This window comes from Streptomyces sp. NPDC001515 (assembly GCF_053597115.1).
Map to the genome: position 1 here is coordinate 32222 of NZ_JBSFHN010000015.1, position 20312 is coordinate 52533.

The following is a 20312-nucleotide window of genomic DNA, read 5'->3' on the forward strand; positions in this document are numbered from 1 at the left end:
GCCGGGGGCCCCCCCCCCCGCCCCCGGGGCCCCCCCCCACGGCCATGTCCGGTGCGGACCGGGTCAGTCGCGCTCGCCGCCGCCCAGGTGGTGGACGCGGACCATGTTGGTCGTGCCGGGGATGCCGGGGGGCGAGCCGGCGGTGATGACCATGGTGTCGCCGGCGTTGTAGCGGTTGAGCTTGAGGAGCTCGGCGTCGACGAGGTCGACCATGGCGTCGGTGTTGTCGACGTGCGGGACGACGTGGGCCTCGACGCCCCAGCTGAGGGCCAGCTGGTTGCGGGTGGCCTCGTCGGTGGTGAAGGCCAGGATGGGCTGGGCCGCGCGGTAGCGGGAGAGGCGGCGGGCCGTGTCACCGGACTTGGTGAAGGCGACCAGGGCCTCACCGCCCAGGAAGTCGGCGATCTCGCAGGCCGCGCGGGCGACGGAACCGCCCTGGGTGCGGGGCTTCTTGCCCGGGACCAGCGGCTGCAGGCCCTTGGAGAGCATCTCCTCCTCGGCGGCGACGACGATCTTCGACATCGTCTTGACCGTCTCGATCGGGTACGCGCCGACCGAGGACTCCGCGGAGAGCATGACCCCGTCCGCGCCGTCCAGGATCGCGTTGGCGACGTCGGACGCCTCGGCGCGGGTGGGGCGGGAGTTGGTGATCATCGACTCCATCATCTGGGTCGCCACGATCACCGGCTTGGCGTTGCGCCGGCAGAGCTCCACCAGGCGCTTCTGCACCATGGGGACCTTCTCCAGCGGGTATTCGACGGCCAGGTCGCCACGGGCGACCATCACACCGTCGAACGCCATGACGACGCCCTCCATGTGCTCGACGGCCTGCGGCTTCTCCACCTTGGCGATGACGGGGACCCGGCGGCCCTCCTCGTCCATGACCTTGTGGACGTCCTTGACGTCGTTGGCGTCGCGCACGAAGGAGAGCGCGACCATGTCCGCGCCCATCCGCAGGGCGAAGCGCAGGTCCTCGACGTCCTTCTCGGACAGGGCCGGCACGTTGACCGCCGCACCCGGCAGGTTGATCCCCTTGTGGTCGGAGATCACCCCGCCCTCGATGACGATGGTGTGGACCCGCGGGCCGTCCACGGAGACGACCTTCAGCTCGACGTTGCCGTCGTTGATGAGGATCGGGTCGCCCTTGGCGACATCGCCCGGCAGGCCCTTGTAGGTCGTCCCGCAGATCGACTTGTCCCCGGGGACGTCCTCGGCGGTGATGACGAACTCGTCCCCGCGGACCAGCTCGACCGGGCCCTCGGCGAACTTCGCCAGGCGGATCTTCGGCCCCTGGAGGTCGGCGAGCACGCCCACCGCCCGGCCGGTCTCGGCGGCGGCCTTGCGGACCCGGTCGTAACGACCCTGGTGCTCCGCGTGGGAACCGTGACTGAAGTTGAAGCGGGCCACGCTCATGCCGGCCTCGATCAGAGCGACGAGCTGCTCATGGGAGTCGACGGCGGGGCCGAGGGTGCAGACGATTTTGGAACGGCGCATGAGGCGGATCCTATCGGTTTGTTTCGCTGCGGAATATTCCGTCTGGTGGAAGGTACAAAGGGGCGCGGGGGCGCTCAGTTGTCGACCAGGACGAAGGTCTGGACGGCGATCTCCAGCTCCTCGTCCGTCGGCACCACGGCGACCGCCACCCGGGCGTAGTCCGGCGAGATCAGGCGGGGCTCGCCGGACCGTACGGCGTTGAGATCGGCGTCCACCGCGAGACCGAGTTCCTCCAGGCCGGCGATGGCGGCCTCCCGTACCGGTGCCGAGTTCTCGCCCACCCCCGCCGTGAACACCACCGCGTCGACCCTGCCCAGAACCGCCGAGTAGGCACCGATGTACTTCTTCAGCCGGTGGACGTAGATGTCGAAGGCGAGCGCGGCCCGCTCGTCCCCCTCGTCGACGCGGCGCCGGATCTCCCGCATGTCGTTGTCCCCGCAGAGGCCCACCAGACCGCTCTTCTTGTTCAGGAGTTCATCGATCGCGTCGGCCGACATCCCCGCCACCCGCTTGAGGTGGAAGGTGACCGCCGGATCGATGTCCCCGGAGCGCGTACCCATGACGAGCCCTTCCAAGGGGGTGAGGCCCATCGAGGTCTCCACGCACCGGCCGCGCGCCACCGCGGAGGCCGAGGCCCCGTTGCCCAGGTGGAGCACGATGACGTTGACCTCCTGCGGGGTCCGGCCCAGCAGTTCGGCCGCCTTGCGCGAGACGTACGCGTGCGAGGTGCCGTGGAAGCCGTAGCGGCGGATCCGGTGCGCGTCGGCCGTCTCCACGTCGATCGCGTACCGCGCCGCGTACTCCGGCATCGTCGTGTGGAACGCCGTGTCGAAGACCGCGACCTGCGGCAGGTCCGGGCGCAGCGCCCGCGCCGTGCGGATGCCCGTGATGTTCGCCGGGTTGTGCAGCGGCGCCACCGGGACCAGCCGCTCGATCTCGGCCAGCACCTCGTCGGTGATCACGGTCGGCTCGGTGAACCGCAGTCCGCCGTGCACCACCCGGTGGCCGATCGCGGCCAGTTCGGGGGAGTCCAGGCCCAGCCCGTCGGCGGCCAGCTCCTCGGCGGCGGCCTTGAGCGCCGCGTCGTGGTCGGCGATCCGGCCCAGCCGCTCCCGGGCCTCGCCCCCGCCGGCCAGCGGGGTGTGGACGAGCCGCGAGGTCGTCTCGCCGATCCGCTCGACCAGGCCCGTCGCGAGCCGGGAGCGGTCCCGCATGTCGAGCAATTGGTACTTCACGGACGAGGAGCCGGAGTTCAGGACGAGAACCCGGCTCGCCCCGGTGCCGGCCGGGACGCCTTCGGTGGTGGTCATGCGGGTCACTCCTCGCCCTGCGCCTGGATCGCCGTAATGGCCACGGTATTGACGATGTCCTGGACGAGCGCGCCCCGGGACAGGTCGTTGACGGGCTTGCGCAGTCCCTGGAGCACTGGGCCGACGGCCACGGCTCCGGCGGAGCGCTGCACGGCCTTGTAGGTGTTGTTGCCGGTGTTCAGGTCCGGGAAGATCAGCACCGTCGCCTGGCCCGCCACCTCCGAACCGGGCAGCTTCGTCGCCGCGACGCTCGGCTCGACCGCCGCGTCGTACTGGATCGGCCCCTCGATCCTCAGGTCCGGCCGGCTCCCGCGCACCTTCTCCGTCGCCTCGCGCACCTTGTCCACGTCCGCGCCCGAGCCCGAGGTCCCGGTCGAGTACGAGAGCATCGCGATCCGCGGCTCCACACCGAAGCGGGCCGCAGTGGCCGCCGACTGCACGGCGATGTCCGCGAGCTGCGCGGCGTCCGGGTCCGGATTGACCGCGCAGTCGCCGTACACCAGGACTTTGTCGGCCAGGCACATGAAGAAGACCGAGGAGACGATCGAGGCGTCCGGCTTGGTCTTGATGATCTCGAAGGCGGGGCGGATCGTCGCCGCCGTCGAGTGCACGGCCCCGGAGACCATGCCGTCGGCCAGGCCCTCCTGGACCATCAGTGTGCCGAAGTAGTTGACGTCCGCGACGACGTCGTACGCCAGCTCGACCGTCACCCCGCGGTGCGCGCGCAGCTCCGCGTACCGTTCGGCGAAGGTCTGGCGCAGCTCCGAGGTCTGCGGGTCGACGATCCGGGTGGCGGCCAGATCGATGCCGAGGTCCGCGGCCTTCTTGCGGATCGCGTCGGGGTCGCCCAGCAGAGTGAGGTCGCAGACGTCGCGCCGGGTCAGCACGTCGGCGGCGCGCAGCACCCGCTCCTCGGTGCCCTCCGGCAGCACCACCCGGCGGCGGTCCGCGCGGGCCTGCTCCAGCAGCTCGTGCTCGAACATCATCGGGGTGACCCGGCCGCTGCGGGCCACCGAGATCCCGTCCAGCAGCGCGGCCGTGTCGACGTGCCGCTCGAAGAGTCCGAGCGCGGTCTCGGCCTTGCGCGGGGTCGCCGCGTTCAGCTTGCCCTCCAGGGCGAACAGCTCCCCGGCCGTGGGGAAGGAGCCGCCGGCCACCGAGACGACCGGGGTGCCCGGCGCCAGTCGCGCGGCCAGGGTGAGTATCTCCTCACCGGGCCGCTCGTCCAGTGTCAGCAGCACCCCCGCGATGGGCGGGGTGCCCGCGCTGTGCGCGGCCAGCGAGCCGATCACCAGGTCCGAGCGGTCCCCGGGCGTCACCACCAGGCACCCCGGCGTCAGCGCCTTCAGCAGGTTCGGCAGCATCGCGCCGCCGAAGACGAAGTCCAGCGCGTCACGGGCCAGCCCCGAATCGTCCCCGAGCAGCACCGTGCCGTCCAGCGCCGCGGTGATCTGGGCGACCGTCGGCGCGGAGAGCGCGGGATCGTCGGGCAGCACCGAGCACGGCACCGGCAGCGTGGCCGTCAGCCGCTCGGCGATCTCCTCGCGGTCCTGGGCGGCCACCCGGTTCACGACCACCGCGACCACCTCGCAGCCGTGTCCGGTGTACGCCCGGTAGGCGTTGCGGGTCTCGGCCCGCACCGAGGCGGCGTTCTGGTCCTGGCCGCCGACGACGGCGATCACCGAGGCGCCGAACTCGTTGGCCAGCCGGGCGTTCAGCGCCAGCTCGTCGGGGAGCTGGGTGGCGGCGAAGTCGGTGCCGAGGACGAGCACCACCTCGTAGTCGGCGGCCACCCGGTGGAAGCGGTCGACGAGCCGCGAGACGAGTTCGTCGGTGCCCTGTTCCGCCTGGATCGCGGAGGCGTCGTGGTAGTCCAGCCCGTAGACGCTCGCCGGGTCCTGGGAGAGCCGGTAGCGGGCCCGCAGCAGTTCGAACAGCCGGTCCGGGTCGTCGTGGACCAGCGGCCGGAACACCCCGACCCGGTCCACCTGCCGCGTCAGGAGCTCCATGACGCCCAGATCGACGACCTGGCGGCCGTCTCCCCGGTCGATCCCGGTCACGTACACGCTGCGCGTCACGCGTGCTCTCCCGTCGTCTCTGGTCCGGCGCGATGTCCGGTTCATGGGATATCGCCCGTTTGACGATACCCGTGGGGGCGGAGGGGCCGCCCGCCGGACGAAAGCCCCCGCGGGCGGCTCCGGGGGGCCGCTCCCGGGCCCGTCCCGGAGGCCCCCGGAGCAGCCGGAAGCGCGGGGTGCGCGCCCGGCGTGGAACAATCGTCCCGACTTACGGTACGGGGGAGCATGCCGTTGCCCCGGCCCGTACGGCATCCGGGCAGGCCCCGGGGCCTGCCCGGAGGTAGCGAACAGGAGATACAGCACGATGCGCATCGGAGTTCTCACCGCAGGCGGCGACTGCCCAGGGCTGAACGCCGTGATCCGCTCGGTCGTGCACCGTGCCGTCGTCGGGCACGGCGACGAGGTCATCGGTTTCGAGGACGGTTTCAAGGGCCTCCTCGACGGCCACTTCCGCCCCCTCGACCTCAACGCGGTCAGCGGCATCCTCGCCCGCGGCGGCACTATCCTCGGCTCCGCCCGGCTGGAGCGCGACCGGCTGCGCGAGGCCGCCGAGAACTGCGCCGAGCTGAGCCGCCGCTACGGCATGGACGCGCTGATCCCGATCGGCGGCGAGGGCACCCTGACGGCCGCCCGCATGCTCTCGGACGCGGGCATGCCCGTCGTCGGCGTTCCGAAGACCATCGACAACGACATCTCCGCCACCGACCGCACCTTCGGCTTCGACACCGCGGTGGGCGTCGCCACCGAGGCCATAGACCGTCTGAAGACGACCGCCGAGTCCCACCAGCGGGTCATGGTCGTCGAGGTGATGGGCCGCCACGCGGGCTGGATCGCGCTGGAGTCCGGCATGGCCGGCGGCGCCCACGGCATCTGCCTGCCCGAGCGGCGCTTCCAGGTCGAGGACCTGGTCAAGATGGTCGAGGAGCGCTTCGCCCGGGGCAAGAAGTTCGCCGTCATCTGCGTCGCCGAGGGCGCGCACCCGGCCGAGGGCTCCATGCCGTACGCCAAGGGCGAGATCGACCAGTACGGCCACGAGCGCTTCCAGGGCATCGGCAACCGCCTCGCCGTCGAGCTGGAGAAGCGGCTCGGCAAGGAGGCCCGGCCGGTCATCCTCGGCCACGTCCAGCGCGGCGGCACGCCCACCGCGTACGACCGCGTCCTCGCCACCCGCTTCGGCTGGCACGCGGTGGAGGCCGCCCACCGGGGCGACTTCGGCAACATGACCGCGCTGCGCGGCAACGACATCGAGATGGTCCCGCTGGCCCACGCGGTCACCCAGCTCAAGACCGTCCCCGTGGACCGGATGCACGAGGCCGAGTCGGTTTTCTAGACCGGATCCGAGGGCCGGACGCCGCGCGCGGCCGGCCCTCAGCCCCGGGCCTCCACCGCCTCCCAGAACCGCGGCACGATGCCCGCCAGGAACGCCCGGCCGGCGTCGCCCGTCGCGGCCGTCCCCTCGGTGCCGGAGCCGCCCCAGCTCAGCGTGGAGACCATCAGCGCCTGGTAGTCGGTGTGCAGCCGCTCCAGCGCGGGCTGGATCAGGGACCGGTCCAGCGGGGCCGCCTTGGCCACCGGGCGGACGTACGCCTGCCAGCGGGTCGTCACCGCGCTCCGCAGCAGCCCGGCCAGTTCCTCGTCCCGGCCGCACGCGGTGACGAACTCCGCCGCCGTGAGCCCCAGCGCCTCGGTCAGCGCGGCGGACTGCCGCTCATTGCCCCGCCAGCGCCCCGCCTCCTCCATCTTCCGGTAGGCGGCGGTCGACATCCCCACCCGGGCGGCCAGTTCGTCCGCCGTCAGCTCACGGGCCAGCCGGTGCTCGCGCAGGGTCCGGGCGGCGGTGAGCAGTTCACCCGGGGCGCACCACAACACCCCTGCCAGCGCGGTGAGTTCGTAATCGGTCGGCAGGGCGAGGCCCCGCTCCCAAGCGGCGACCGTCTCCGCGCTGATCCGCAGACCGTACTGGGCGGCGAGTCCGTAGGCGACATGGCCCGGAGCCATCCCCAGGGCCTCGCGCAGGCGGCGCGCGGCGGGGGCGTTGAACGGCGGAATGGGGTGCACGGCCCCAATGTAGGAGGTCACGGGTCATATGAATACGGTGTGTTCGCACCGGTTCACGGCTCGTAGGAACGTCCAGACGGTGGGCGGGGCGGGGAGCCCGGCGACCGGGGCCCCGCCCGGCGCCCCTTCCCGGGCCTCAGCGCTCCTCGGCCAGCCAGCGGTAGCGCAGCTCCGGGCGGCCGACCTGGCCGTACTGCGGACTGCGCACCGCCCGGCCCGCCGTCACCAGGTGCTCCAGATAGCGGCGCGCGGTGATCCGCGAGATCCCCAGCTCCGCGCCCGCGGCCGACGCCGTCACCCCGTCCGGGGCGGCCCGCAGCACCCGGGTCACCGAGGCCAGCGTCGGGGCGCTGAGCCCCTTGGGCAGACGGGCGGGGTGCGGGGCGCGCAGCGAGGCCAGCGCCCGGTCCACCTCGTCCTGCCCGCTCGCCTCGCCGGCAGCCGCCCGGAACTCGGCGTAGCGCGCCAGCCGGTCCCGCAGGGTGGCGAAGGTGAACGGCTTCAGCACGTACTGCACCACCCCCAGCGAGACCCCCTCGCGGACCACCGCCAGATCCCGGGCCGAGGTCACCGCGATCACATCGGCCCCGTGCCCGGACGCCCGCAGCGCGCGCAGCAACTGGAGCCCGTGGCCGTCGGGCAGATAGAGATCGAGCAGCAGCAGATCGACCGGCACCCGGTCCAGCGCCCGCACCGCCTCGGCCCGCGAACGCGCCACGGCCGCCACCGTGAAGCCCGGCACCCGGTTCACGTACAGCTCATGGGCGTCCGCCGCCACCGGATCGTCCTCCACGACCAGCACCCGGATCACCGCACCGGCTCCTTCCGCACGCCGCCCTCACGGTCCAGCGGCAGCCGCACGGTGAACTCCGCGCCGCCGTCCGGACCCCGCTCCAGGGTGACGGAGCCGCCGTTGCGGTGCACCGCCTGCCGCACGAGCGCCAGTCCGAGGCCCCGGCCCGCTCCGTGCGTCGACCAGCCCCGGCGGAACACCTCGTCCGCGTCGTCCGGTGCCACGCCCGCGCCGTTGTCCGCGACGCGCAGCAGCAGCTCCCCGCCGTCGGCCAGCGCGGTCACCGTGACCCGGGCGCGGGCCGGACGCCGGGCGCCGCGCTGCTCCGGGACGGCGCCGGGCGCGGGGGAACCGGCCGCCGCCTCGGACGCCGCGTCCACCGCGTTGTCGATCAGATTGCCCAGCACCGTCACCAGGTCCCGCCCCGGCAGCGTGCGGGGCAGCGCCCCGTCGTCGATCAGGCTGTCGTCCGCCAGCACCAGCTCCACGCCCCGTTCGTTGGCCTGGGCCGCCTTGCCCAGCAGCAGCGCGGCGAGCACCGGTTCGGCGACCGCCCCGACGACCCGGTCGGTCAGCGCCTGGGCCAGCTCCAGCTCCGCCGTGGCGAAGCCGACCGCCTCGTCCGCCCGGCCCAGCTCGATCAGCGAGACCACGGTGTGCAGCCGGTTCGCCGCCTCGTGCGCCTGCGAGCGCAGCGCCCGCGTGAACCCCCGCTCGGAGTCCAGCTCGCCGGAGAGCGCCTGGAGTTCGGTGTGGTCCCGCAGCGTCACCACCGTGCCGCGCCGCTCCCCGCCCACCACCGGACGGGTGTTGACCACGATCACCCGGTCCGCCGTCAGATGCACCTCGTCCACCCGCTCCTCGGAGGCCAGCAGCGCCCCGGTCAGCGGGGCCGGGAGATCGAGATCCGCCACCCGGCGGCCGACGGTGCCCGGGGCCAGCCCCAGCAGCTCCCTCCCCGCGTCGTTGATGAGCGCGATCCTGCGCTGCCCGTCCAGCATCAGCAGCCCCTCGCGCACCGCGTGCAGGGTGGCCTCGTGGTAGTCGTGCATCCGGCTCAGCTCGGCGGCGTTCATCCCGTGGGTGTGCCGCCGCAGCCGGGCGTTGATCACGTACGTGCCGGCCCCGCCGAGCGCCAGCGCCGCCCCCGCCGCCAGCCCCAGCGCCCGCAGCTGCGCCCGCACCTGCGAGGAGACCCGGTCGACCGTGATGCCGGCGCTGACCAGGCCCACGATCCGGCCGCCGTCGCGGATCGGCGTGACCACCCGGATCGACGGACCGAGCGTGCCCGTGTACGTCTCCGAGAAGGTCTCGCCGCGCAGCGCCCGCGCGGTGTGGCCGAGGAACGGCTCACCGATCCGCTCCGTGACCGGGTGCGTCCAGCGGATCCGCCGGGGATCCATGATGGTGACGAACGCGATCCGGGTGTCCTCGCGGACCCGCTCCGCGTACGGCTGGAGCACGGCGGACGGGTCCGGGGTGCGGATCGCCTCCCGGACCGAGGGCGAGGCCGCGATCGCCAGCGCGGCGGCCCGCACCTGCCGGGTGGCCGTCTCCTCGGCCTGGCTCCGGCCGGAGACGTACGCGAAGAAGGCGCACCCCGCCACCACGGCCGCCACCAGCACCACCTGCATGGCGAAGAGCTGCCCCGCGAGACTGCGCGGGCGGGTACGGGGGAAGCGCATTGCCCCAGTCTGCCTGGCCGAAAATGTATGAACGAAATGCACGCAAGGGTGACCGGCGTCACAAGCGGCGGGATAGTCGCCGGGACCCCCGGGACGGGGGAGGGACAAGGACGACCCGAGGAGACCCCGTGGCACAGGCCGCCACCGAGCCGGACCGCACCAAGCCGGACCGCACCAAGTATCTGTACCTTGCCGTGATCGCGGCGGTGGGCCTCGGCATCCTCGTGGGCTTCGCCGCGCCGGACGCCGCCGTGGAGCTCAAGCCCATCGGCACGGGCTTCGTGAACCTGATCAAGATGATGATCTCGCCGATCATCTTCTGCACGATCGTGCTCGGCGTCGGCTCGGTCCGCAAGGCCGCCAAGGTCGGCGCCGTCGGCGGACTGGCCCTCGGCTACTTCCTGGTGATGTCGACCGTCGCCCTGGCCATCGGCCTGGTCGTCGGCAACATCCTGGAACCCGGCTCCAGCCTCCACCTCACCGAGGCCGCCCGCGCCGCCGGCGAGAAGCAGGCGTCCGGGGCGAGCGAGTCCACGGTGGACTTCCTGCTCGGCATCATCCCCACCACCCTCGTCTCCGCCTTCACCGAGGGCGAGGTGCTCCAGACCCTGCTGATCGCCCTGCTCGCGGGCTTCGCCCTCCAGGCACTCGGCCCGGCCGGCGAACCGGTGCTGCGCGGCATCGGCCACATCCAGCGCCTGGTCTTCCGTATCCTCGCCATGATCATGTGGGCGGCCCCGGTCGGCGCCTTCGGCGCGATGGCGGCCGTGGTGGGCGAGACCGGCGTGGACGCGCTGAAGTCCCTCGCCGTCATCATGATCGGCTTCTACGTCACCTGCGCGCTCTTCGTCTTCCTGGTGCTGGGCACGATCCTGCGCCTGGTGGCCGGGGTGAACATCTTCGCCCTGCTGAAGTACCTCGGCCGGGAGTTCCTGCTGATCCTCTCCACCTCCTCGTCCGAATCGGCCCTGCCCCGGCTGATCGCGAAGATGGAGCACATGGGCGTCAGCAAGCCCGTCGTCGGCATCACCGTGCCGACCGGCTACTCCTTCAACCTCGACGGCACCGCCATCTACCTCACGATGGCCTCGCTCTTCATCGCCAACGCGACCGGCGACCCGCTGAGCGTCGGCGAGCAGATCTCGCTGCTGGCCTTCATGGTGATCGCCTCCAAGGGCGCGGCGGGCGTCACCGGCGCCGGTCTCGCCACCCTCGCCGGCGGCCTCCAGTCGCACCGCCCCGAACTGGTCGACGGCGTCGGCCTGATCGTCGGCATCGACCGCTTCATGAGCGAGGCCCGCGCCCTCACCAACTTCGCGGGCAACGCCGTGGCCACGGTGCTCGTCGGCACCTGGACCAAGGAGATCGACCGGGCCAGGGTGGACCGGGTCCTCTCCGGGGCGCTGCCCTTCGACGAGAAGATGATCACGGACGAGGGCCCCTCGGAGCCGTACGTTCCCGGGGCCCGTGACGGCGGCGAGGAGCAGCCCTCGCTCGCCAAGGCGTAGCGCGAACCGCGTGGGGGCCGGTACGGAACATCCGTACCGGCCCCCACCCGCGTTCCCGGCGCTTGCCTTGACGTCCACGTCAACGCCTACCGTCGTGACATGCGAATCGGGGAGCTGGCCGAACGGGCCGGAACGACGACGCGGACGCTGCGCTACTACGAGTCGCGGGGGCTGCTGCCCGCCCGGCGGGCGGTGAACGGCTACCGCACCTACGACGAGAGCGATCTGCGCCTGCTCCGGCAGATCCGGACCCTCCAGGACTTCGGGTTCGACCTGGAGGAGACCCGGCCCTTCGTGGAGTGCCTGCGTGCCGGCCATCCGGCCGGGGACTCCTGTCCGGCCTCGCTCGCCGTCTACCGCCGCAAGCTCGGGGAGCTGGACACGCTGATCGAACAGCTGCGGACGGTCCGGGCGGAGGTGGGGGCCCAGCTGGCCCGCGCCGAGCTGGAGGCGTCCGCCGCGCTGCCGGGCGGCCCCGAACCACGATGCGAACTGGGAGGATGACGGATGCCGAAGGCCGAGAATGTCGCCGAGGTCACCGACGAGACGTTCGACGGGGAGGTGCTGGAAGAGGCGCTGCCCGTCCTGGTCGAGTTCACCGCCGACTGGTGCGGCCCCTGCCGGCAGCTGGCCCCGGTGCTCGGTGCGGTCGCCGGGGAGGAGAGCGGCCGGCTCAAGGTGGTGCAGATCGACGTGGACCACAACCCGGAGACCACCGCCCGCTACGCCGTGCTGTCGACGCCGACCCTGATGGTCTTCCGGGGCGGTGAGCCGGTGAAGTCGATGGTGGGCGCCCGCCCCAAGCGCCGCCTGCTCCAGGAGCTGGAGGACGTGCTGCCGGCCAGGGTCTGAACGCGGGCGAAGCGGCCGGGCGGGCCCGGCCGCTTCGCCCCGCCCGGCTCACACCGGCCGCAGCCACACCGTCGCCAGCGGCGGCAGCGTCAGCAGCACACTGCCCGGCCTGCCGTGCGCGGCCACCCGCTCCGGCTTCAGCGGCCCGGGGTTGCGCACGTCGCTGCCCCCGTACCGGGCCTCGTCGGTGTTCAGCACCTCGGCCCAGGCGACCGCGCCGCCGTCCACCTCCGGCACCCCGATCCGGTAGTCGTGCCGCACCACCGGCGAGAAGTTGCAGACCGCCAGCAGCGGGGCGCCGTGCGCGTCGAAGCGCAGGAAGGCGAAGACGTTGTCCTCGGCCGCGTCCCCGTCCACCCAGGAGAAGCCCTCCGGCACCGTGTCCCGCTGCCAGAGCGCGGGCGTCCGCGCGTACACCGCGTTCAGCTCGCCCACCAGCGTCCGCACCCCCCGGTGGTCGCTCTCCGCCGCGTACGACGGGTCCAGCAGCCACCAGTCGGGGCCGTGGCCCTCCGACCACTCCGCTCCCTGGGCGAACTCCTGCCCCATGAACAGCAGTTGCTTGCCCGGATGCGCCCACATGAAGCCGAGATACGCGCGGTGGTTGGCGCGCTGCTGCCACCAGTCACCGGGCATCTTGCCGACGAGCGAACGCTTGCCGTGCACGACCTCGTCGTGCGAGATCGGCAGCACGTAGTTCTCGCTGTACGCGTACACCATCGAGAAGGTCATCTCGTTGTGGTGGTACTTGCGGTGCACCGGCTCCTTCGACACGTACTCCAGCGAGTCGTGCATCCAGCCCATGTTCCACTTCAGCCCGAAACCGAGGCCGCCGAAGCCGCCCGGACCGGTGTGGTGGGTGGCCCGGGTCACGCCGTCCCAGGCGGTGGACTCCTCCGCGATCGTGACGACCCCGGGGTTGCGCCGGTAGACGGTCGCGTTCATCTCCTGGAGGAAGGCCACCGCGTCCAGGTTCTCCCGGCCGCCGTGCTCGTTCGGCGCCCACTGTCCCTCCTCGCGGGAGTAGTCCAGATAGAGCATCGAGGCCACCGCGTCCACCCGCAGCCCGTCGATGTGGAACTCCTCGCACCAGTACGTGGCATTGGCGACCAGGAAGTTGCGCACCTCGGTGCGCCCGTAGTCGAACTCCAGCGTGCCCCAGTCCGGATGCGCGGCCCGGCGCGGATCCGCGTGCTCGTACAGCGGCCGCCCGTCGAACTCGGCGAGCGCCCAGTCGTCGCGCGGGAAGTGCGCGGGCACCCAGTCCACGATCACCCCGATCCCGGCCCGGTGCAGCGCGTCCACCAGGAAGCGGAAATCGTCGGGGGAGCCCATCCGGGAGGTCGGCGCGTAGAAACCGGTCACCTGGTAGCCCCAGGAGCCGCCGAAGGGATGCTCCGAGACGGGCATCAGCTCCACATGCGTGAACCCCAGGTCCCGTACGTACGCGGGCAGTTGCTCGGCCAGCTGCCGGTAGGTCAGCCCCGGCCGCCAGGACGGCAGATGCACCTCGTAGACGGAGAACGGCGCCTCGTGCGCCGGTACGTCGCCCCGGTGCGCCATCCACTCCTGGTCCTGCCAGACGTGGTGCGAGGCCGTCACCACCGAGGCGTTGCGCGGCGGGACCTCGGTGTGCCGGGCCATCGGATCGGCGCGCAGCGTGTGCGAACCGTCCGGACGGCAGATGTCGAACTTGTACAGCGCCCCCTCCCCGATTCCGGGCAGGAACAGCTCCCACACCCCGCTGGAGCCCAGCGAACGCATCGGGAAACCGGTGCTGTCCCAGTAGGTGAAGTCACCGCTGACCCGCACGCCCCGGGCGTTCGGCGCCCACACCGTGAACCGGGTCCCGGCCACGCCCTGGTGCTCCATCGGCCGGGCGCCCAGCGCCGTCCACAATTCCTCGTGGCGGCCCTCGCTGATCAGGTGCAGATCGAGGTCGCCCAGCGCGGGCAGGAAGCGGTACGGGTCGTGGACCTCGATCTCGTTGTCCTCGTAGGCCACCAGCAGCTGGTACTCGGGGACCGACGGCATCGGCAGCAGCCCGGAGAACAGCCCGTCCCCGTCGTCGTGGAGCTGCGTCCGCAGCCCCTTGGCGAGCACGGTCACCGTGCGGGCGAAGGGGCGCAGCACCCGGATGGCGACCCCGCCGCGTACCTGGTGGGCGCCGAGCAGATCGTGCGGGGCGTGGTGCTCGCCGGCCAGCAGCCGGGCCCGGTCCCCGGGGTCGAGCGCCGGGGCCTCGCGGACCCCCTGCTTCCCGGCGCCGCGCGGCCGGGGCGGCGCGGCCCGCTTCCCCCGCCGGGCCGGCGCGGCGGTCTTCGTCGCGACGGTCGCGGCCGGCTCCGCCGCCGGGGCGGTCGCGGTGGCCGGGGTGGCCGCGTCGGTCACCGCGGGATCGGCCGGCGGTGCGGGGAGCGGGGCCTCGGGGGTCGGCGGAACGGTCTCGGACGCTGTGCGGGACGGCTTGCGGGCGGTCACGGGGACGGCCTCCTCGGGGGTGAGGGCGAAAGGACGCGGACGGGCGGTGCGGGGGTTCGGGACTCGGGGCGGGCGGGAGTCGGGGGCCGGGCGGGACAGGGGACCGGAGCCCGGGGCGGACGCGCGCGCGGGGGTCCGGGCGTCCGGGGGGATCAGCCGGCTTCGGCGTCGGCTTCGGTATCGGGGGCTTCGGCACCGGCAGCGGTCCCGTCCGCCCCGGCTTCCGCCTCGGCGTCCGCGTCGGCCGCGGCGGCCAGCCGCCGGATCGCGGCCATCGGGACCGGCAGCCAGTCGGGCCGGTGCCGTGCCTCGTAGACCACCTCGTAGACCGCCTTGTCGGTCTCGTGGGCGCGCAGCAGCTCGGGTTCGCCGCGCGGGTCGACGCCCGCCGACGCGGCGTAGCCGTCGCAGTACGCGGTCCGGCAGCGGGCCGCCCACGCGGGGTTCCAGGGCCGGTGCGAGCGGGCCGCGTAGTCGAAGGAGCGGAGCATTCCGGCGATGTCGCGCACCGGCGGCTGCGGGGTGCGGCGTTCGGTGAGCGGCCGGGCGGGCTCGCCCTCGAAGTCGATCAGCGACCAGAAACCATCGGTCCCGCGCAGGGCCTGGCCGAGATGGAGATCGCCGTGCACCCGCTGGGCGGGCCGGCCGGCTCCGGGACCGCCCGGCGCGGCGAGCGCGTCGAAGGCGGCGCGCAGCCCGGGGACGTACGGCACGAGTTCGGGCACCGCGTGCGCGGCGCTCTCCAGCCGGCGCGTCATCGCGGCGGCCAGCCGGTCGGTCTGCGAGCGGCGCAGGGCCGGGGTGGGCAGCGCCGCCGCCAGCGCGGTGTGCACCTCGGCGGTGGCCCGGCCCAGGGCGTACGCCTCGGTGGTGAAGTCGTCCCCGGCGGCCAGCGCGCGCAGGGCGAGCTGCCAGCCGTCCTCGGCGTCCCGCAGGAAGGGCTGGAGCACCCCGAGCGTCAGCCGCTCGGCCCCGGCCGCCTCGAACCAGGCGACCGGAGCGGGGACGCGCCCGCACCCCTCGCGGGCGAGCGCGAGGGGCAGTTCGAGATCCGGGTTGGTGCCCGGGAAGACCCGCCGGAACACCTTGAGGATGTACGCATCGCCGTACACCAGCGAGGAGTTGGACTGCTCGGTGTCCAGCAGCCGGGGGGCCAGGCCCTCGGGGACCGCCGCCGCCCGTGCGAAGCGCAGGTCGCCGAGGCCGCCCGGGGTGCGCAATCGTTCCAGCAGCAGTGCGGCCAGGCGGGGATCGTGCAGCCCCTCGTAGACGGTGAGTCCGGCCAGCGGGCCCTGGTCGGGGCGGCCGATGAGGGCGGGGGCCAGCAGCGGGGGCAGGGCGGCGCGCACCCCGAGCAGGAGTTGGTAGCAGTCGGCGGGCGGCTGGGTCGGCATCGTGGGCTGATGGGCCCGCACCAGCAGGTGCAGGAGCCCCGGGCCGCCGTCCGCCGCCACCGGCAGCAGTTCGGTCGCCGAGACCAGCGAGAAGGCGGTGATGGGGTGTCCCTTGCCCGCGAACCACCGCTGCCGGGGCAGCCATGAATGCAGCAGCGGCCCCAGGGAGGGGAGCAGGGCTGTGCTGTTCGCCAGGGTGACCTGAGCGGATGCAGCCTCCGACATGGCATCGCGTCCTTTCCCCGGGCACACCACAGGATGCGAAGAGTGTCCCGGATTGCGGCATGGGCTGTCCGGCTGTGCGGGACGTGTCGGGTCAGGATGGTCCGTACGGACTCGACTCGGTGTGATCGAAACGCCAGGAAGATCCAGTAACCATGGGGAAGCGCTCGATATGGGGGGAAGCGTGCCCCGTGCGGGGCGGCGGAAACCGCCCCGCACGGGACGTGCGGGTCAGCTCGGAGGCGCGTCCTTGCGCAGCCGGAACCAGTAGAAGCCGTGCCCGGCGAGCGTCAGCAGGTAGGGCCACTGACCGATGGCGGGGAAGCGCACCCCGCCGATCAGCTCCACCGGATGACGCCCGTTGAAGGACCGCAGGTCCAGCTCCGTCGGCTGGGCGAACCGCGAGAAGTTGTGCACGCACAGCACCAGGTCGTCCCCGTGCTCCCGGGTGAAGGCGAGTACGGCCGGGTTGCTGGAGGGCAGTTCGTTGTAGGTGCCCAGGCCGAACGCCGGGTTCTGCTTGCGGATCTCGATCATCCGCCGGGTCCAGTGCAGCAGCGAGGACGGCGAGGCCATCGACGCCTCGACGTTGGTGACCTGGTAGCCGTAGACCGGATCCATGATCGTGGGGAGGTAGAGCCGCCCGGGATCGCTGGAGGAGAACCCGGCGTTGCGGTCGGGCGTCCACTGCATCGGGGTGCGTACGGCGTCGCGGTCGCCCAGCCAGATGTTGTCGCCCATCCCGATCTCGTCCCCGTAGTAGAGGATCGGGGAGCCGGGCAGCGACAGCAGCAGCGCGGTGAACAGCTCGATCTGGTTGCGGTCGTTGTCCAGCAGAGGCGCCAGCCGGCGGCGGATGCCGATGTTGGCCCGCATCCGCGGGTCCTTGGCGTACTCCGCGTACATGTAGTCGCGCTCTTCGTCCGTGACCATTTCGAGGGTCAGCTCGTCGTGGTTGCGCAGGAAGATGCCCCACTGGCAGTTCTTGGGGATGGCCGGGGTCTTGGCCAGGATTTCCGAGACCGGGTAGCGGCTCTCCCGCCGCACCGCCATGAAGATGCGCGGCATCACCGGGAAGTGGAACGCCATGTGGCACTCGTCGCCGCCCGTGCGGTAGTCGCCGAAGTAATCGACGACGTCCTCGGGCCACTGGTTGGCCTCGGCGAGCAGCACGGTGTCCGGGTAGTTGGCGTCGATCTCCTTGCGGACCCGCTTGAGGAACCCGTGGGTCTCGGGCAGGTTCTCGCAGTTGGTGCCCTCGCGCTGGTAGAGGTACGGCACCGCGTCGACCCGGAAGCCGTCGATGCCGAGGTCCAGCCAGAAGCGCAGCGCGGAGATGATCTCCTCCTGCACCGCCGGGTTCTCGTAGTTGAGATCGGGCTGGTGCGAGAAGAACCGGTGCCAGTAGTACTGCTTGCGCACCGGGTCGAAGGTCCAGTTGGACGTCTCCGTGTCCACGAAGATGATCCGGGCGTCCTGGAACTGCTTGTCGTCGTCGGCCCAGACGTAGTAGTCGCCGTACGGGCCGTCGGGATCGCTCCGGGACTGCTGGAACCATTCGTGCTGGTCGCTGGTGTGATTCATGACGAAGTCGATGATCACGCGCATCCCGCGCTGGTGGGCGGCGTCGACGAACTCGACGAAGTCGGCGAGGTCGCCGAACTCCGGCAGGACCGCGGTGTAGTCGGAGACGTCGTAACCGCCGTCGCGCAGCGGCGACTTGAAGAACGGCGGCAGCCAGAGGCAGTCGACGCCCAGCCACTGGAGGTAGTCCAGCTTGGCGGTGAGTCCCTTCAGGTCTCCGATGCCGTCGCCGTTGGAGTCCTGGAAGGACCGGACGAGGACTTCGTAGAAGACGGCGCGCTTGAACCAGTCGGGATCGCGGTCCTTGGCCGGGGTGTCCTCGAACGTGTCGTGGACGGGCTCGTTGACGATCATGGTGTGGGTGACCCTCCGGTCGGCGGGGACGGTCGCAGGACGGCGATGTGCGCGGGCGTGACGCCCGGCTCCAGGCGCACATAGAAGGTCCTGCCCCAGTGATAGGAAGCGCCGGTGAGCTCGTCGCGCACCGGCACGCTCTCGTGCCGTTCGAGGCCGAGTCGCGGCATGTCCAACGAGACGGTCGCCTCCTGGGTGTGGTGCGGGTCCAGATTGACGACGGTCAGGACGGTGTTGGCACCGGAGCGCTTGCTGTACACGATCAGCGCGTCGTTGTCGGAGGCGTGGAAGTGCACGTCGCGCAGTTGCTGGAGCGCCGGATTCCGGCGCCTGATCCGGTTCAGTGAGGTGAGGAGCGGGGCGAGCGAACGGCCCTCCCGCTCGGCGGCTTCCCAGTCCCTGGGCCGGATCTCGTACTTCTCCGAATCGAGGTACTCCTCACTGCCGCTGCGGAGCGGGGTGTTCTCGCACAGCTCGAACCCCGCGTACACCCCCCAGGACGGGGAGAGCGTCGCCGCGAGCACCGCCCGTGCCTCGAAGGCCGGCCTGCCGCCCTCCTGGAGATATCCGGGAAGGATGTCGGGGGTGTTCACGAAGAAATTGGGCCTCATGAAAGAGGCGGATTCACCGGCCAGTTCGTTGACGTAGTCGGTGAGTTCCTGCCGGGTGTTGCGCCAGGTGAAGTACGTGTACGACTGCTGGAATCCGATCGCGCCGAGGGTCCGCATCATCGCGGGGCGGGTGAACGCCTCGGCCAGGAAGACGACATCCGGATCGGTTCCGTTGATGTCGGCGATGACCTTCTCCCAGAAGACCACCGGCTTGGTGTGCGGATTGTCGACGCGGAAGATCCGCACTCCGCGGTCCATCCAGAAACGCAGGATGCGCACGCTCTCCGCGACAATGCCCGGCATATCCGCGTCGAAGGCGATCGGATAGATGTCCTGATACTTCTTCGGGGGATTCTCCGCATAGGCGATCGTGCCGTCCGCCCGGTGGTGGAACCACTCCGGGTGCTTCTCCACCCAGGGATGGTCCGGGGAGCACTGGAGCGCGAAGTCCAGGGCGATCTCCATCCGCAGGGTGCGGGCCGTCGCGACGAAGTGGTCGAAGTCCTCCAGCGTGCCGAGGTCCGGGTGGACCGCGTCGTGCCCGCCCTCGGCCGAACCGACCGCCCACGGCACGCCGACGTCCCCGGGCCCGGCGGACAGCGCGTTGTTGGGGCCCTTGCGGTGCGTGGTGCCGATGGGGTGGATGGGCGGCAGATAGACCACGTCGAAGCCCATGGCGGCGACCGCGGGCAGCCGCTCGGCCGCCGTGCGGAAGGTGCCGCTGATGATCCGGGGACGTGGCGGGGCTGCGGCGCCCCCGTCCTCGGCACCCCTGCGGCCGTTGCGGGCGGGCGCGGCCGGCTCGATCCTGGCCCCCTCCGAGCGCGGGAACAGCTCGTACCAGGAGCCGTACAGCGCGCGCCGGCGCTCGACGACCAGCGGATGCGGCCGGGAGCGGGTGACCAGGTCGCGCAGCGGATGCCGGCCGAGCGCGGCCGCCGCCTCGGGGGCCAGCGCTGCGGCCAGCCGGGCGGCGGCCGGACGGGAGGTGTCGCGCAACGCGTCCGCGGCGGCCAGCACGGCCTCCCGGCCGTCGCGCTTGGGCACGGAGGCGGCGGCCCGCTCGTACAGCGCGGCGCCCTCCTCCAGGACGAGCGCGGTGTCGATCCCGGCCGGCACCTTGATCCGCGCCGCGTGGAGCCAGGTGGCGACCGGATCGCTCCATGCCTCCACGGTGTACGTCCAGCGGCCCTCGGCGTCCGGGGTCACCTCCGCGCCCCAGCGGTCGGTGCCCGGAGCCAGCTCGCGCATCGGCGTCCAGGGGCCCGGACGCCCCTTCGGACCGCGCAGCACCACATTGGCCGCGACCGCGTCATGGCCCTCGCGGAAGACGGTCGCCGTGACCTCGAAGGTCTCGCCGCAGACGGCCTTGGCGGGCCTTCTGCCGCAGTCGACGAGCGGACGGACGTCGAGGACGGGAATGCGACCGATCATGGAATCACCTGGGGACGGGGGAACGGGCTCGGCGGGGCGCACGACCGGCGCGGAAAGCGGATTGCGTGCGCCGCGACGGTGGGTTTCGGTCCTTTCTAGCCGCTCCGCCGATGACTGATGGGGTGTGGGCATGGCCGCTCCTGTCCGCGTTCACTCGAAGAGCACTCGAATGGCCGCGGTGGGGTGTGGTGCACGGGCAGGGACGAATGCGCACGGGGTCCGCGCGGATTGCATACGAAACCGCCGGGCGGATCACCGAACGGCCGCGGCCGAATCACGTACGAGACGGGGGCGGGACGTTCTCGGCAGTCGTCGGGAGGCATTCGTTCCGGGTACCGGAGAAGCCTTCCCACGGAAGTCGGTGGGCCAATCCGGTGAGGTGTTAACTACTCGGGCGTAGGTGTTTCGTTCTGAATGCGCCGGGCTCCGCCGCGCATGCGCGGGACTGCGCGGA

General features: G+C 72.1%; 14 protein-coding genes. 4 read left to right on the forward strand and 10 right to left on the reverse strand.

Annotated features, from left to right (window positions below):
* Nucleotides 1-63: 63 nt before the first annotated feature.
* The 3 genes from pyk to pta all read right to left on the reverse strand — a co-directional run bounded on the left by pyk (nt 64) and on the right by pta (nt 4882).
* A complete protein-coding gene (gene pyk / locus ACWCXC_RS17490) occupies nt 64-1494 on the reverse strand; it encodes a pyruvate kinase (RefSeq protein WP_450680245.1) in 1431 nt (476 codons plus the stop codon).
* A 74-nt stretch (nt 1495-1568) separates the two neighbouring features.
* Nucleotides 1569-2804: an acetate kinase gene (locus tag ACWCXC_RS17495; protein ID WP_450680246.1), complete on the reverse strand. Its 1236-nt coding sequence runs from the start codon at nt 2802-2804 to the stop codon at nt 1569-1571.
* Between the two features lie 5 nt (nt 2805-2809).
* On the reverse strand, nt 2810-4882 hold the full coding sequence (gene pta, locus ACWCXC_RS17500; RefSeq protein ID WP_450680247.1) for a phosphate acetyltransferase: 2073 nt from the start codon (nt 4880-4882) through the stop codon (nt 2810-2812).
* A 304-nt stretch (nt 4883-5186) separates the two neighbouring features.
* Here pta and ACWCXC_RS17505 point away from each other — a divergent pair, with 304 nt between their 5' ends.
* A complete protein-coding gene (locus tag ACWCXC_RS17505; protein WP_450680248.1) occupies nt 5187-6212 on the forward strand; it encodes an ATP-dependent 6-phosphofructokinase in 1026 nt (341 codons plus the stop codon).
* A 38-nt stretch (nt 6213-6250) separates the two neighbouring features.
* Here the strand turns inward: ACWCXC_RS17505 and ACWCXC_RS17510 are convergent, their stop codons facing one another.
* The 3 genes from ACWCXC_RS17510 to ACWCXC_RS17520 form a co-directional block, all read right to left on the reverse strand.
* The gene (locus ACWCXC_RS17510) at nt 6251-6880 is read right to left on the reverse strand and encodes a helix-turn-helix domain-containing protein (protein ID WP_450889803.1); all 630 of its coding nucleotides are present in this window, start codon (nt 6878-6880) and stop codon (nt 6251-6253) included.
* A gap of 196 nt (nt 6881-7076) precedes the next feature.
* Nucleotides 7077-7751, reverse strand: coding sequence for a response regulator (locus ACWCXC_RS17515; protein WP_450680249.1), 675 nt, complete (start codon nt 7749-7751; stop codon nt 7077-7079).
* Nucleotides 7748-9418, reverse strand: coding sequence for a sensor histidine kinase (locus ACWCXC_RS17520; protein ID WP_450680250.1), 1671 nt, complete (start codon nt 9416-9418; stop codon nt 7748-7750). Before ACWCXC_RS17520 ends, ACWCXC_RS17515 begins: the two co-directional genes overlap by 4 nt.
* Before the next feature lie 128 nt (nt 9419-9546).
* On the opposite strand from ACWCXC_RS17520, the gene ACWCXC_RS17525 reads away from it, so the two are divergent.
* From ACWCXC_RS17525 to trxA, 3 genes are all read left to right on the forward strand, one after another.
* Nucleotides 9547-10926: a cation:dicarboxylate symporter family transporter gene (locus ACWCXC_RS17525; protein ID WP_450889656.1), complete on the forward strand. Its 1380-nt coding sequence runs from the start codon at nt 9547-9549 to the stop codon at nt 10924-10926.
* Nucleotides 10927-11025: 99 nt separating this feature from the next.
* Nucleotides 11026-11430, forward strand: a complete 405-nt coding sequence (locus tag ACWCXC_RS17530; RefSeq protein WP_450889658.1) for a MerR family transcriptional regulator — start codon at nt 11026-11028, stop codon at nt 11428-11430.
* A gap of 3 nt (nt 11431-11433) precedes the next feature.
* Nucleotides 11434-11778: a thioredoxin gene (gene trxA / locus ACWCXC_RS17535; protein ID WP_450680253.1), complete on the forward strand. Its 345-nt coding sequence runs from the start codon at nt 11434-11436 to the stop codon at nt 11776-11778.
* A gap of 48 nt (nt 11779-11826) precedes the next feature.
* On the opposite strand, the gene glgB is transcribed toward trxA, so the two are convergent.
* The 4 genes from glgB to ACWCXC_RS17555 all read right to left on the reverse strand — a co-directional run bounded on the left by glgB (nt 11827) and on the right by ACWCXC_RS17555 (nt 19858).
* Nucleotides 11827-14259 carry a 1,4-alpha-glucan branching enzyme gene (gene glgB, locus ACWCXC_RS17540; RefSeq protein ID WP_450889661.1) on the reverse strand — a complete coding sequence of 811 codons (2433 nt, stop codon included), beginning with the start codon at nt 14257-14259 and terminating at the stop codon, nt 11827-11829.
* A gap of 152 nt (nt 14260-14411) precedes the next feature.
* Nucleotides 14412-15878: a maltokinase N-terminal cap-like domain-containing protein gene (locus ACWCXC_RS17545; RefSeq protein WP_450889663.1), complete on the reverse strand. Its 1467-nt coding sequence runs from the start codon at nt 15876-15878 to the stop codon at nt 14412-14414.
* A gap of 228 nt (nt 15879-16106) precedes the next feature.
* Nucleotides 16107-17813, reverse strand: a complete 1707-nt coding sequence (gene treS, locus ACWCXC_RS17550; protein ID WP_450680256.1) for a maltose alpha-D-glucosyltransferase — start codon at nt 17811-17813, stop codon at nt 16107-16109.
* A complete protein-coding gene (locus ACWCXC_RS17555; RefSeq protein WP_450889665.1) occupies nt 17810-19858 on the reverse strand; it encodes an alpha-1,4-glucan--maltose-1-phosphate maltosyltransferase in 2049 nt (682 codons plus the stop codon). Before ACWCXC_RS17555 ends, treS begins: the two co-directional genes overlap by 4 nt.
* Nucleotides 19859-20312: the final 454 nt, after the last annotated feature.